This is a genomic window from Amycolatopsis sulphurea, from assembly GCF_002564045.1.
GTDB classification, from domain to species: domain Bacteria; phylum Actinomycetota; class Actinomycetes; order Mycobacteriales; family Pseudonocardiaceae; genus Amycolatopsis; species Amycolatopsis sulphurea.
The window spans coordinates 281,698-295,026 of record NZ_PDJK01000001.1; the positions used below are offsets into that span (position 1 = coordinate 281,698).

At 70.7% G+C, this 13,329-nt stretch carries 15 protein-coding genes; 6 read left to right on the forward strand and 9 right to left on the reverse strand.

The window, feature by feature from the left end; all coding sequences use genetic code 11:
• Window positions 1-43: 43 nt before the first annotated feature.
• The 5 genes from ATK36_RS01300 to ATK36_RS01320 all read right to left on the reverse strand — a co-directional run bounded on the left by ATK36_RS01300 (window position 44) and on the right by ATK36_RS01320 (window position 5,543).
• Entirely contained in the window at window positions 44-1,570 is a 1,527-nt protein-coding gene (locus tag ATK36_RS01300; protein ID WP_098509456.1) for a class I adenylate-forming enzyme family protein, read from the reverse strand.
• Window positions 1,567-2,961, reverse strand: coding sequence for a CoA transferase (locus ATK36_RS01305; RefSeq protein WP_098509457.1), 1,395 nt, complete (start codon window positions 2,959-2,961; stop codon window positions 1,567-1,569). Before ATK36_RS01305 ends, ATK36_RS01300 begins: the two co-directional genes overlap by 4 nt.
• Window positions 2,961-3,380 carry a hypothetical protein gene (locus tag ATK36_RS01310; RefSeq protein WP_098509458.1) on the reverse strand — a complete coding sequence of 140 codons (420 nt, stop codon included), beginning with the start codon at window positions 3,378-3,380 and terminating at the stop codon, window positions 2,961-2,963. Before ATK36_RS01310 ends, ATK36_RS01305 begins: the two co-directional genes overlap by 1 nt.
• 244 nt (window positions 3,381-3,624) lie before the next feature.
• The gene (locus tag ATK36_RS01315) at window positions 3,625-4,950 is read right to left on the reverse strand and encodes a protoporphyrinogen/coproporphyrinogen oxidase (protein ID WP_098509459.1); all 1,326 of its coding nucleotides are present in this window, start codon (window positions 4,948-4,950) and stop codon (window positions 3,625-3,627) included.
• Complete coding sequence (locus ATK36_RS01320) at window positions 4,947-5,543, reverse strand: DegT/DnrJ/EryC1/StrS family aminotransferase (protein WP_098509460.1); 597 nt, start codon at window positions 5,541-5,543, stop codon at window positions 4,947-4,949. The genes ATK36_RS01315 and ATK36_RS01320 overlap by 4 nt, the downstream gene beginning before the upstream one ends.
• A 321-nt stretch (window positions 5,544-5,864) precedes the next feature.
• Between ATK36_RS01320 and ATK36_RS01325 the strand changes: the two genes are divergently transcribed.
• The 5 genes from ATK36_RS01325 (at window position 5,865) to ATK36_RS31890 (ending at window position 8,257) form a co-directional block, all read left to right on the forward strand.
• Window positions 5,865-6,878: a Gfo/Idh/MocA family oxidoreductase gene (locus ATK36_RS01325; RefSeq protein WP_098509461.1), complete on the forward strand. Its 1,014-nt coding sequence runs from the start codon at window positions 5,865-5,867 to the stop codon at window positions 6,876-6,878.
• A complete protein-coding gene (locus ATK36_RS33145) occupies window positions 6,868-7,008 on the forward strand; it encodes a hypothetical protein (RefSeq protein ID WP_245914143.1) in 141 nt (46 codons plus the stop codon). Before ATK36_RS01325 ends, ATK36_RS33145 begins: the two co-directional genes overlap by 11 nt.
• A gap of 190 nt (window positions 7,009-7,198) precedes the next feature.
• Window positions 7,199-7,417, forward strand: a complete 219-nt coding sequence (locus ATK36_RS33150) for a hypothetical protein (RefSeq protein ID WP_245914145.1) — start codon at window positions 7,199-7,201, stop codon at window positions 7,415-7,417.
• Between the two features lie 66 nt (window positions 7,418-7,483).
• On the forward strand, window positions 7,484-7,708 hold the full coding sequence (locus tag ATK36_RS33155) for a hypothetical protein (RefSeq protein WP_245914147.1): 225 nt from the start codon (window positions 7,484-7,486) through the stop codon (window positions 7,706-7,708).
• Between the two features lie 309 nt (window positions 7,709-8,017).
• Entirely contained in the window at window positions 8,018-8,257 is a 240-nt protein-coding gene (locus tag ATK36_RS31890; RefSeq protein ID WP_387001318.1) for a DUF6917 domain-containing protein, read from the forward strand.
• A 71-nt stretch (window positions 8,258-8,328) separates the two neighbouring features.
• Here the strand turns inward: ATK36_RS31890 and ATK36_RS01340 are convergent, their stop codons facing one another.
• The 3 genes from ATK36_RS01340 to ATK36_RS01345 form a co-directional block, all read right to left on the reverse strand.
• Entirely contained in the window at window positions 8,329-8,865 is a 537-nt protein-coding gene (locus tag ATK36_RS01340) for an EF-hand domain-containing protein (RefSeq protein ID WP_098509463.1), read from the reverse strand.
• A 79-nt stretch (window positions 8,866-8,944) separates the two neighbouring features.
• A complete protein-coding gene (locus ATK36_RS31895; protein ID WP_170069517.1) occupies window positions 8,945-9,097 on the reverse strand; it encodes a hypothetical protein in 153 nt (50 codons plus the stop codon).
• Window positions 9,098-9,256: 159 nt separating this feature from the next.
• A complete protein-coding gene (locus ATK36_RS01345; protein WP_245914149.1) occupies window positions 9,257-9,577 on the reverse strand; it encodes a hypothetical protein in 321 nt (106 codons plus the stop codon).
• A 585-nt stretch (window positions 9,578-10,162) separates the two neighbouring features.
• Here ATK36_RS01345 and ATK36_RS01350 point away from each other — a divergent pair.
• Complete coding sequence (locus ATK36_RS01350; protein ID WP_245914151.1) at window positions 10,163-11,164, forward strand: YdcF family protein; 1,002 nt, start codon at window positions 10,163-10,165, stop codon at window positions 11,162-11,164.
• Window positions 11,165-11,601: 437 nt separating this feature from the next.
• Here the strand turns inward: ATK36_RS01350 and ATK36_RS01355 are convergent, their stop codons facing one another.
• Window positions 11,602-13,104, reverse strand: coding sequence for an alpha/beta fold hydrolase (locus ATK36_RS01355; protein ID WP_098509464.1), 1,503 nt, complete (start codon window positions 13,102-13,104; stop codon window positions 11,602-11,604).
• Window positions 13,105-13,329: the final 225 nt, after the last annotated feature.

The following is a 13,329-nucleotide window of genomic DNA, read 5'->3' on the forward strand; positions in this document are numbered from 1 at the left end:
TCACCGTCCTGAGTGGATACGTGGGGGCGTGCACGGGCCGGGGTCAGTGCTGGTCCCGGGCCAGCCGGGAGAGGGTGTGCAGGCACACCTTGCCGGTGGCGCCGAGCGGGAGTTCCGGTAGCACCATCAGCCTTTCCGGCAGTTTCCACGGTTCCAGGCCCCGGCCGATGAGGAATCCGGCGAGTTCGCCGAGGTGCGGCGTGGGGGATCCGGGCTGGGCGACCACGCAGGCGCACAGCCGTTCGCCCAGGTCCGGATCGGGGACCGGGACGCAGGCCACCTCGGCGACCAGGTGGTGCGCGGCCAGTTCCCGTTCCACCTCGGCCGCGCTGATGGTGTGGCCGCCACGGAGGATCACCCGCCGGGCGCGGCCGAGCAGGTGCAGCCGGCCGTCGCGGTCGAACCGGCCGAGGTCGCCGGTGCGCACCCAGCCACCGGGCAGCCGGTACCGGGCGTCGAGGGCTTCGTCGCCGACGTAACAGAGCGGGGTCATCGGGCCGCGAGCCTGGATCTCGCCGCCCCGGATGCGGATCGAAGTGACCGCGGGGTCCGGAAATCCGGCACCTCGCGCCGGTTCCCGGGTGTGGCAGTTGACCCCGTCCGCCGAGCCGTACACGCTCACGACCGGCACCCCGAACCGCTGCCGGTACGCTTCCGCCGCCCGCGGGGGCAGTGCGTCGCCGCTGGACACCACGGCGTGCAGGCTTGACAGATCGGCGGACACTTCCGCGGTGGCCATGCGGCGGAACATGGTGGGCACGCCGAACACGTGGGTCGCGCCGAGTTCTTCGATGGCGGTCATCGCGTGGACCGGGTCGAAGCGGCCGGGCAGCAGCAATGTGCCGCCCATCCGGCACAGCGTCGCCGGTACACCGAACGAACCGTACGAGGATGAGAGCGGCACCAACACCAGGTCACGCGGTACCTCGACGTCGCCGTGCACCGCGCGCAGATAGTTCGCGCGTCCGCCGGCCATGGCGTTGTGGCTGTAGGCGACCAGCTTGGGTGCGGTCTCGGAACCGGACGAGGCCAGGAAACGGGCCGGCGCTTCGGGTTCGGGCGTCGGCAGCGGGCCGTGATCGAGGCCGATCCACGGCGTGGCCGAGACCCGCCGGAGATGCGGCAGCCGATCGCGCAGCGCGTCGAGCTCTCCCTCATCGGACACGAGAACGGCCCGGGCGCGGGCCCGAATCAGCAGCGCGAGCAGGTCGTGCTCGCCCTGCCCGGCCGGGATCGGCAGGCACACCGCACCGACCGCGGCGACGGCCAGCTCGGCGATCACCGCGTACCGCCCGTTTTCGAGCTGCATACCGACCACGTCCTGGCATCCCAGGCCCGCCGCTGCGAGCATGCCCGCCGCCATGCGGACCTTCTGCCGGAGCTGCCGGTAGGTCAGGACGCCCGCGTCGTCGACCACCGCTTGGCGGTCCGGGTGCCGCGCGGCCTGCTCGGCGAACAGCGAGTACAGGTCCCGGTCCGGGCAGTACCCGTCGTCCACCCAGCGGCGCCGCAGCTGGCTGGGCACGAGGTCGCGCAGCACGAGCCCTTCCCGTGAAGTCCATACGTTCATGCGAAGTGCCAAGGGGAAGCGACCGTCACGCAGCGGTCCCGGATCAGGCACGGGGCGAACCGGGGATCGTGCACGAGGTCGTTCAGGTCGGTGCAGACGGGCACCTCGGGAGGGCCTTCGATCGGCCGCAGCACAGCGTTGAGGTGGGCGGCCGCGGACAGCAGCGACGATTCGACCACCTGCCCGCGGCCGGTCGTTTCCCGCTGCGCCAGTGCCTCGACGATCCCGTGCGCGTTGACCAGTCCACCGAAGAGGCCGACGACCGTCAGCAGCGTCGGGGCAGGGAATCCACTGTGGGCCTGGACGGCGAAATCGGTCGCTGGGGCACCGAGTGCTCCGCGCTCGGTGCCCCAGCCCGAGGCGGACGAATAGATCAACCCTGGTGCGGCGCGGGCGAGATCCCGGAAATCGAGCCCGCGGCGGACGGCCTGGCCGGGCGTCCAGTCGTGCAGGAAGACGTCGGCCGTCCGGGCGAGATCAAGCATTTCCATGCGGCCCGCCGGGGTGTTCAGGTCGATCTCTGCCCGCTGCTTGCCGTGATCGAAGGCGTGGAAACGCGCTGAGATCCCGTCACCGCAGGGCGGTTCCGCACGCGCCGGATCACCACCCGGCGACTCGATCCGGACGACCTCCGCGCCGAGCAGCCGCAACAGGTGCCCTGCGAACGGCCCGTGCACCCGCCGGGTGGATTCCAGCACCCGGACCCCGGCCAGCGGCGCCGTTCCCGCCGTCGGGGCCGTGACCCGCTGTCGCCCCACGCCCGGAGTGATGGTGTAGGCGGGGATCCCGGTCAGCGGCTGGGCTTGCACCGTGACGAGGGACATCCCGGTCAGTGCGGCGATAGCGGCCAGCGCGGCGAAGGACCGGCTCGCAGCGGCCTGCGGTAGCTCGGCGGGCAGGGCACAGGTTGCCGTCGCGAACCGGCCGGCGAACGGTGCCCAGCTGTCGCGGATCGCGGCCGGTGGCACGTTCAGCGCGGCCCAGAACCGAATCCAGACCTTGGCGTCGAGCGCCTCCAGCTCGAACCGGGTTCCCTCGGCGGAGACGAACGGCGGCCCCGCACCGGGCTCCCCGGGCGTATCACCGGCCGAAGCGGCCGCCAGGTACTGCGAGATGGTCAGCACTGCGGCTTCCGCGACCGAAGTGGACACTGTGGACAGTTGAAGTCCCCGGAGCCGGGCGAAATGGACCGCCGAGACGCCGGTCTTGAGCAGCTGACGGCCGACGGTGGCGCAGTAGTCGACGGGCAGCAGCGCCGGGGCGCCGGACCGCCTGCCGTGCACCTGCATGATCCCGCAGGCGGCTTGGATGTCGGCTTCGGTGCGCAGCACCAGATCCAGCGGTCCGGTCCAGCCGAGGCCTGCGGATACCCGGCCGAGTAGGGAAGTCATCACGGTCGTTGTCCTTGAATCGGGGAGAAAACCGGTGAACAGGCATGGAAACCGGGATCACGCACCAGATCCCGGACCGCCGAGAGGTCCGCTTCGGACAGTCCGGCGGGGTAGAGCCCCTCGCGCGGGGCAGGGGGCCAGCAGTTCGGCGCCGGGCGATCCGGCGTACCACGGTGCGCTTCGAGCCTGCCGACTGTCGTCGCAGTGGTATGGACCACCAGTTCCGGTGGGCCCGTGGTGCGGGAAGTGTGGTCGAGTACCACTGGCTCGTTGTCGTGCCGGCGGGCGTGTTCCGGACGTCGTCCAGCGCCTGGCCCAGGAGAGCCGAGCTGCGGCTCCTCGGCGGTGACCAGCAGCATCCGTTCGCGCGGCACCGCCAGGGTGTCCGGGGACAAGTGCCCGGACAGCAGCGTGGGCACCGCGCCCGGGCGGATCGCTGCCCCGCGAGCAGGTCGTGGTCCCAGTGATGGCGTTTGACGATCGCGACCATGTCACCGCGCCGGACCCCAGCCGGTCTGCCTGCCGCCTGGCGCACCCTCCGCGCCGAATCCCCGGCCGTGGGCACGAATCCGGCCGCGATGCCGACCGGCCGGTCGAGGTGCACGGTGATCGGGACGCGGTGTTCGGCGACTTCGTCGAACCGCCTGCCCACGTCGTGCGGCTTCATCGCGCACCCGCCGATCCCGCGCCGAGCCGGGCGTGGACCCGTTCGGCCGCGCTCCGGCCCGCCTCGGCGGCTCCTTCGCTGTTCGGCTGCAAGCGGACCCAATCGCCCGCGTAGTCCACGGCCGCGCCGAGGCGGGCTTCGAAGGCCGCCCTGGTCCGGAGGGCTTCCGGGGTGGCCTCGGGGTGTCCGTGACGGAACCGGTGCACCAGCGTCCCGACGGTGGCCCGCTGAAGGCCGGGCACGAACCGTTCGGCCGCCTGGCCCAGCACGTGCTCGATGGTCTCGTCCGGTGAGGTCAGCAGATCCGGCACCCGGCCGGGGGCGGCCAGCACGGAGATCAGCCCGTGGCCGGCGGGTACCCGGCCCGGATGCTTGACGTGGTCGGCCAGGATCGTCGAGACGGTGCTGTCCTCCGCCGCCGGGACGAGCAGCATGCTGGCGGGCCGTCCGAGCGGGGTGAGCGGCCGGTCGAGCAGGTAGCTGACCTTGAGCATCGGCGAAAAGGAACAGGCCGCGAGGAACGCGCCGGCCGCGGGATCCGGGTTCTGGTACAGCACACGGGCGATCGGGGCGGGCACGCACAGGATCGCGGCGCGGGCATCGATGTCGCCGTAGGTGGTGCGCACCAGGACACCGCCGTCTTCCGCCCGCACTTCATCGACCTCGCACGAGATGCGCACGTCCAGGCCTTCCGCCAGGGACCGGGCGAGCGTGTCCATGCCATCCCGGTAGGTCCGCCAGGCCGACGACGGGCCGATCGCGGCCAGCAGCGCGAGCAACGGCGCGGCGGTGGACCGCTCCGGATGCCAGCCGAGGAAACCGGACGCGACGGGCTGCAGCAGATGGGCGCTGAGACTGGGATGCAGACGCGCGCCCAGTTCGGCCACGGTGCACTCGCCGAGCGGACTCCGTTCCGGCCGCCCGGTGTCGAAACCGCGCCTGCTCTGGCGCAGCAGGCGGAACAGATCCCGGCGGGCCCCGCGTTCGAGCCCGGCACCGGTGACCAGCGCGGACAGCCGGGTCACCCCGGACCGCGCCCGCCCGCCTCGCCAGAGGGAAACGCCCGCGCCGAGCCGGGGGAGCAGCTCGGGCGGGGCGAGCCCGCAGGCCCGCACCAGTTTCCAGGTCGTGTCGTAGCCGGAGGAGGAGATCTGCTCCGCGCCGGTGTCCACGAGGTAGCCGCCGGTCCGGACGGTGGCCATCCGCCCGCCGATCCGGCAGGCCGCCTCCAGCACCCGGACCCGGCGGCCCGCTCCGGCGAGGGTGCGCGCGGCGGTCAGCCCCGCGATCCCCGCCCCGACCACCACCACGTCCGGGTTCATCGGACGACCACCAGGTCCACGGTCGGCACCAGCAGCACGGTCAGCCGGTGCAGGTGCGTCCCCGGCTTGCGGGCGCGCAGGATGTCGCGTGCACCGAAGCCGAGCCAGCGCCGGCGGCCCCGCAGGACCCCGGCCAGGGTGTCGGCAAAGTCGGTGTGGAGGTCTGTGAAGGGGCCCTTCACGGACTCGAAACCGCGTCGGCGCACGCCACGAGGTGGTCGCACACGCCTCCGCATCGCCCGCTGCCGGGTCCCCGGCCAAGTGTGCCGGAACCCTGGGACCCCGGCGAGCTTGGCGCAACGGGCGATGTCCTGCTCCAGCCGGGTCAGCAGCACGGTCGCCCGCAGGTCGTCCATCCTGCTGTTCAGGCCGGGCAGCGAGGTCGTGGTCGAGATGGCCGGGAAGTTCCCCCCGGTCGCGCCGAACCGGCCGTGGTGCGGCAGCGGGCTCGCGGTCTCCGCCGGCTCCCGGTCGTCGGTGCGCACCACACCGGCGTCGCCCAGCGCGAGCACCACTGCGTGCGTTCCGTCGCCGGCCTCCCGGACGTATTTCGCGCCGGTGTATTCGGCGAGTGCATTCTCCGGCCGGGCCATGGTGGCGCCGTGGGAATATTCGCCGTTCCGGCGGACCTGATCGATCTGCGCTTCCGGGGCCGGCCGGGATTCGGCGAAAGCGCGGGTCTGCGGGAAGAAGGGAATTGCGGGGCCGGACAGGGTGCGTCACCTCCTTTGCGGCAAGGGAAATCCAGGTTATGGTGGCCGGTGCGGAGGGCGTCCACCGGTTTCCGCGAGTTCACTCTTCTTGGTCATGTCAACAGATCGGCGTTGACAACCAGGAAAGCAGCACGCATATTTCCCTGCGGCCATGGCTGCCATTTTCGTATCATCGTGACGGAACCGCGGGAGATTTTTCAGGTGCAGACACTCGTCGTGGGACTGGGCCGGGCCGGTGCCGGATTGCACGTTCCGGTCCTGGCGAAGGCGCGGTCCCTGGCGCCGGACCTGTTCGGGGACGAGCCCGTGGTGGGGTGCGATCCCGGCCGCCCGGTGCCGGCGAACCCCCGGCTCACCGTCGCGCGGGATCTGGACCACGCCCGTCGCCTCGTCGAGCCGAAGGACACCGTGGTGCACGTGTGCACCCCGCCGGATGTGCGCACGGCCGTGGTGGCCGAGCTGGCCGCGCACGGGTTCCGCCGGTTCGTGGTGGAGAAGCCGCTCGCCCCGGACACCGACGAGCTGGCCCGGATGCAGCGGCTGATCCGCAAGCACCGGCTGCGGCTGGAGGTCGTCGAACCCTGGCTGGCCAGCACGCTCACCCACCGGCTCACGGAAGTGGTGCGGGACAACGAGTTCGGCGAGCTGCGGGCGATCACGATCGAACAGGACAAGCCCCGGTTCCGGCGGTCGCTGTCCGGGTCGGCGGGCCAGAACGCCTTCGACGTGGAGCTGCCGCACGGGGTCGGGCTGGCGCTGCGGCTGGCCGGCAACGCCCGGGTCACCCATGCCACCGGCTACGATCTGGTGCTCGACGATCTGGTGGTCCCGCGGATGGGCGGGGCCGAGGTGGGGCTGCGGCACACCAGCGGGGTGCGCAGCCGGATCACCTCCGATCTGACCTCGCCGATCCGGCAGCGCCGGGTCACCTGCGAGTTCACTCACGGCACCGCGGTCGGGCACTACCCGGTCAGCGAGGACGACGATCACGCCCAGCTCACCCTGACCCGCAACGGCCGCACGGAACACGCGGTGCTGCGCGACGATTGCCTGCTCTCCTGGATGATCGGCGCCTATCGCGGCTTCTGGCGCGGGGTCGCGTCGCCGGCGCGCGGGATGCTCGGGTCCTCGGAAGTGGTGCGGATCCTGTCGGTGGCGAAGAACGTCTGCGCGGAGCCGATCACCGGGGGCCGAGTCCCGCGCTATGCCGGCTGACGCGCCGGTGTTCTGCGGGATCACCGACGAGGCGGGCGACGGCTCCCCGCGCAGCTCGCGGCAACCCGGCGGCTGGGCCGGCGGGCGGTCGAACTGCGCACGGTGGACCGGATTCCGCTCGCCGAGCTGAGTGACGATGCGTTCGCCCGGGTGGCCGGCGCGCCGGCCACCGAGGGGCCGGCGGTCGTGTCGGCCGCCTCGCGGATCGGCGCTGGAGCCGGCCGATCACCGGTGCGTTCGACCGGGACCGCGCCGAATTGGCGATCCTCACGCGGCGATGTGCCCGGCCAGGCACGCGTTACGCCCGAATCATGTCATAGGTGAACGACGGGTCGGCCGAGCCCGAATGGCGGCGCGAGGTGCACGCCCGGATCACTCTTCTGGCGGAAGACGCCGAGTGGGCGGGGCTCGTGCTGCTGCACGAGAACTGCACCGGATGGGCGGGCACGAACGCCGAGCGGACACTCGAACTCCTGGCCGCGGCCGTCCCCTCGGTGCAAGTGCTCTTCGATACCGGAAATGGGATCACGCACGGGTAATCCGCCCGCGAATTGCCGGCGGAAATCGTTTCTCAGGTCGCACACGTACATATCAAGGACTGGACGGTGGACCGGCACGAATTCCGGCTGCCCGGGGAAGGCGCCGCCGACGTGGCCGGTTGTGTGCGGCTGCTGGTCGAGAATGGGTACTCCGGGGCCTGGTCAGTGGAGCCGCGCCTGTCGCTTCGCCCCCACGACGGCGGCCTGCTGGGCGCGGACGCCGGGGAGATGTTTGTGCGGTTTGTGCGGGCGATGCAGGATCTCGTGCTGGCCGTGCGGGATGCGCGGTGAAGCGAGCTGATCATGAGCGGTTGCTTGCGTTGCCGACCGTGGGTCTGTTGGAGGCCGAGGCGCCGCTTCGGATTCGGGAGGCGTGAGCCTGCTGCGGGGGAGGTTGGGGTTCACGACGGTCCGGTCTGGGCCTGCCGAACGTACTGTGGCGGGTCTGGTCCGTGAGGGGGCGGATTTCTTGCCTGCCAGCCGAGTCTGGTGTTGCGGCCCGGTCCGGCCGTGATGGTCAACGTCCACCTGACACCGTCGCCGGGGAGACGTTCGTGCGGGCTGGGCGGGCTCGTGCTGGCCGTGCGAAGCGCATCGGTGATGCGGGCCGAGCGAACTGGGGGAGCTCGTCAGCCGCACCGCCCGGTCGGCCTTCTCGGCTTCGCCGCAATGACGAACGCCGGTGTGCTGGACCGAGTCTGGGCGGGCGGGACGCTGATCGGCACCGTGCTCGGCTTCGACGGCTGCCACTTTCCCCGTCACAGCAACGTACTGATCCGCGCCGACGGGTCGCGCACCGGCGAGGAACTCGGTCACCGGATCGTGGTCGGCCAAGCCTGATCGAGCAGGGGCGGCTGCCCTGGGGGAGGCGGGAGGAGGGGGCCTGCCGCCGGCCCCCTCCTCCCGCTCGGTCAGGCGCCCAGGAGTGGTACTTCCAGGGTGCCGAAGTGGTAGTCACGCACGGCTTGGACCAGTTCGTCCACGGTCAGCCGACCGTCGCCGTCCGCGTCGATGGTGGCGAACGCGTCCTTCGACGCGGCCTCGTCGACCCCGATGGCGCGCATCCAGGTGCGGAACTCGGCCGGGCCGATCATCCCGTCGCCATCGGTGTCGCACAGCCCGACGATGGCCGAGATGGTGGGCCGCAGCACCCGGTTGAAACCCGCGTCCCCTTCCTGGAACAGCTGCTGCTCCACCACTTTCTGGAACTGATCGGGGTTCATCGAGCCGTTCGCGCCGATCCGGGCCTTCTCCGCGAGGAAGTCGAACATCGCCACGTACGCGTCGCGCACCGCGCGGGCCGAAGGCTCGGTCGGGGAGGCGTTGAACCCCGCGATGATCCGGTCCGCCTCGGCCGCGTAGTCACTGCGCTCGATCACGCCGTCGCCGTCGGCATCCCACTTCTCGAAACGCTTGCGCAGCCGGTCGTTCCGGATTGCTGCGGTCATTGCGGTGATCATCCTTCCAGGTAGAGCTGGACATGGAAGTGGACAAGAAGAGGCTTCCTGCGGTGCAGCAGGCCCGGGGTCAGAGCCGTTGCACCTGCTCTCCCGGTACCAGTCCGGTGGTGTGGAGCAGCCGGCGCGCTCGCGCGGCCAGGGTCCCGGTCCGGCAATTGCGGTGGCCGACGAGCAGCACGGTCACGTCTGCCTGCCGCAGCGCGGTTTCGACGTCGCCCACCGGGTGCGCGATTCCGGTCAGCGCGGGTTCGCGCGGACAGGCCCGCGTCGCAGGCGGCCGCGGCGAGGGGCAGGCCCACGTAACCCATCCCGACGACGACCAGATCGAGGGTGGCGGCTTCGAGATCGGGGGAGACGGGTGCCGGTGCGGTGCCACTGATCATCGGACGGAGAAGCTGTCGCTACTGGGCGCCACATGCGAGCCGTCGCCCGGCCGCGCGGTCAGCGACGGCCCGGCGCACAGCGGACCGGCGTAGATCCGCACCGGCGTGCCGGCCTGGCTGGCCAGGACGTGCGCGGCGACCGGGACCCGGTAGCAGCCTGCCGGGTCGTGGTAGGTCGTGAGCGGGCTCAGCTCGGTTGCGGACACGGTGACCTCGCCGGTGGCAGCGGAAGCGGGCGAGACGTCGCCGGAGCAGAGCGCGATCCCCGCGATGGCCGGCAGTGTCGTCCCCGATTTTTCTCCGCATTCGTCCTCCACAGCGCAGTGAAGATCATCGAGGCGAGGTTAACAGCTTTCCGGTGTCCGTCTGGCGGTTTGGGGAAGCACCACTCGCGCAGGTCGGGTGCCGGTTGCCAGGATCATCCGAATGGCCGTGCCGAGTGCCCGGCGCGTGGTATTCGCGGGTTTTCCATCGGGTGTGATCGGTATGGCCGGGTGAGCGTGCCGGGTGTCATCGTCACGATGCGCAGCCGGATTCTGGTGATGTGCAAGGATATTCACATTCTGCGAGGAGTCCGGATCACAGGAAATGGCGTCCTGTCAAGAATGTGCTGGAGGATGCGGGACCGATGGTTGCGCCGATCGTGCGCGGCTCTATTCGACCCGCTGATTTTGTTACGGGAGCGGTCGGCTTCTTCGACGATTGTTCGCGTTGTCGAGCGGCTGTTCGTGGGACAAATTGCCGTCCGGATCGAGTTCCGAGGGGTGGGAGAGTCGCGCGTGGACAGTGCGGAAGCCGTGTGCTTGCTCGTCCGGCCGGGCGGCACCGCGCGGGTGACGTTCACCCATTCGTGTTGGGTATCCGGGTCGGGACCCGGTTGCCCGATCCCTATACTCCGTTCGGTGGACTATGTGCTGGTGTCAGTGCCTTTCTTCCTGGCCTTCGCGATTCTCTTCAGGCTCGAACGGCGCCGGTTGATCAACGGCGTGCCGTTCGTGATCGGTCTGCTCCTGCTCGGCATGGGCGTGACGTCCCTGCTGCAGGAGATCCCCGGGATGCACGAAGTGATCAACGGCACGACCGCCGGGACCGCCGTCCTGCTGGCGGTCTTCTTGCTGCTGCCGCTGTTCTTGGTGTGCAACGGTTTCCTGATGCTGCGCCGCGAAGGCCGGCGGCTGGGGAATCTGTTGTCGCTGCTGGCCGGGCTCGCCCTCTTCGCCTTCGCCCCGCTGCTGATCTCGTTGGGCAAAGGGGCCAACCCGGTCTGGCTGGAGACGACGATCACCGCGGTCGGGGTCCCGCTCGGCTATCTGTCCGGCCTGTTCGCCGTGTACGTCCTCTACTCGCTCGTCTACGGCCTGGTCCCGCACCGGACCGGGGTGGATTTCATCGTCGTGCACGGTTCCCGGCTGATCCGCGCGAAGGTGCCGCCCCTGCTGGCGAGCCGGCTCGACCGGGCGAGGAGGGTGTACGACTCGGAGAACGCGCGCGGCGGCCGGCCGATCCTCATCACCTCGGGTGGTCAGGGACCCGACGAGGAGCTGGCCGAGGCCCGGGCGATGGCGGACTACTTGATCGAAGCCGGCGTGCCGCAGGACCGCGTCCTGCTGGAGGACCGCTCCACCACGACCGAGCAGAACCTGCGGTACAGCAAGGAGATCATGCTCGGCCTCAAGCCGGACTACCGCTCGGTGCTGGTGACGAACAACTACCACGCCTTCCGCACCGCGCTGATCTCCCGCCGTGCGCGGATCAACGGCCAGGTACTCGGCTCGCGCACCGCCTGGTACTACCTGCCGAGCGCGACCATCCGCGAGTTCGTCGGCATCCTGCGGGACTATGCGATCCTCAACGGGGTCATCGCCGTGGCGCTGGTTGTGGCGTATCTGATCTGGCTCCGCTGACCCCTGTGGGGCGTCGCCCGGGTCCGGGGAGACGGTCTTCGTGGGGACCCCGTCCAGGCCCACCGGTGCCGGGTCACCGCGCGGTCTCGGGCGGCGTAGAAGTCGTTTTGTAGCGCGGTTTTACTCCGTGCCGCTGTCCGGCTGCGGCCGGGAACTCCCGACCACGCAGGCCACCCGGCGCGGCTCGCGTACCGGGGCTTATGGGACAGCGGCAGCCCCGGTACGTACCGGGGCTGCCGCTGCCGGCCGGTTTGCCGGGGCGGGCTTGCGGAGGGTTCGCAGGGGTGCGCGTCGCGGCCGTGTCCCGGTGGTGGCCCCGGTACACCGTGGGCTGCCGCTGTCGGCCGGTTTGCCCGGACGGGCTCGCGGAGGGTTGCCGGAGCACGAGCTGTGGGCGTGCCCCGGCGGTCGTCACGGTGCGCCGTGGGGTTTCGCCGTCAGCCGGGTTGTCCGGGCAGGCTCTTCGAGGGTTCGCCGGGGCACGAGCCGCTGCTGGTCCGGCCGGTGCTGATGAAGTCCACCGCTTTGCTCGCGCAGTCGACGAGGTCCAGGGAGCCGTGCGCACCATTGTCGACGGTGAGTACCTCGCCGCCGATCCGGCGCTTCATCTGCTCGGCCCACACCAGGGGCGTGATCGCTTCGTAGCGGTGGCCGACGAGCTGCAGCGGGCTCGTTCCCCGCTGGAGGTCCCAGCCGGGGCCGTGGGTCAGTGGCCAGCCGGCGCACCAGTTGCTGTAGCCCGCGCCGTTGGCGAACATCGGGTATTTCTCCGCACGGTGCTGCTTCAGCCGCCACGCGGCGTCGGCATCGGGTGCGGCACCCTGGTCGTTGCAGAGCACCGCGCGCTGCATCAACAGGCCGCCGCTGCTGTTCGGCTGGAGTCCCCAGCTGTCGTGTTCGGGTTCCTCTCCGGTCAGCGGGGGTACACCGCCGTCGCGGAGCGCGGCCACGCTGCGTGCCACCTCGTCCCAGTGGGGGCGCTGGTAGGACAGGATCGCCGAAAGCGAGCCGTCGGAGTACTCGCGCGTTTTGCCGTCCGGTCCTTTGACAGTGACCGGGTGCTCGCCGAGACGCCGCCACAGCGACAGCGCCAAGTCGCGAACCTCGCGACTTGTCCGGCCGAGGTGATAGGTGCTGTCACGGTCGGCGGCCCACGCCGCGAAGTCCTCGTAGCCGGCCTGCTTGGCGGCGGACGTACCGCGTTCCATGGTCTCAACCGAGAACTCGGGCGGCATCACCGAGTCGAGGAGCATGCGGTCGACGTTGCGGTCGTAGTGACTGCGATAGACGGCACCCAGCGCGGTTCCCCAGGAAATGCCGAAGAAGCTGATCTTCTTCTCGCCCAGCGCCACCCGGATGTCGTCCATGTCGTCGGCCACGGCGCGGGTGTTGAGCCGGGAGATCAGTTCACGGTCGTAGCCGGTGCAGCGGGCGTTGGCGTGTGCTTCGATCTCGTATTCGGCCCGGAAGCGTTGCTCGGCACCGGTGCCCGGGGCGGGTTCGACGCCGTCGCTCGCGTCCTTCGGGCATTCGAATCCGCCGCTCAGCCCGACACCTCGCGGGTCGAAGCCGATGAGGTCGTGGTCGCGGCCCACGTCCTTCAACGTGGTCTGGGTCAACGACCACGGCATCCCGATACCCTGGTTGCCCGGTCCACCGGGATTCATCAGCAGCACCCCGCGGCGTTGCTGCGGTTCGGTAGCCCGGATCCGGCTGACCGCGATGCCGATGGTGCGGCCGGCCGGGCTGGCATGGTCGAGCGGGACGGTGACGGTCGCGCATTCGGAGCGGTCGTCCTCCTTCTCCCACTCCTGGTGCACGGATCGGCACGGCGCCCAGCTCAGTCCGCTGTCCGGCGCGGTGGACGCGGAGGCGGGCGTGGTCAGCGCGGGTGCGGCCAGCATTGCCGCGGTCAGATACAGGGGAAAAGAATTCGGCATGGCTTCTTCCGGTCGTGCGAGAGGGCAGCGTCTCGAAGGGATCTGCTGCGGTGTGGGGAAAGCGTACTCAGCATTCGTGGCCGGGCTCCGCCGACCGCTCGTTGATCGTTTCCGTCGGCGGTGCCGGTCGGTCCGGCTCGGCGTGGCCTGTTCCTGCGGGTGGCGGTGGTCGGGTGTGCTCGGCTCCTCAGGTCGGCAGGGCCGCGGCCGCGCCCACGGAAGGTG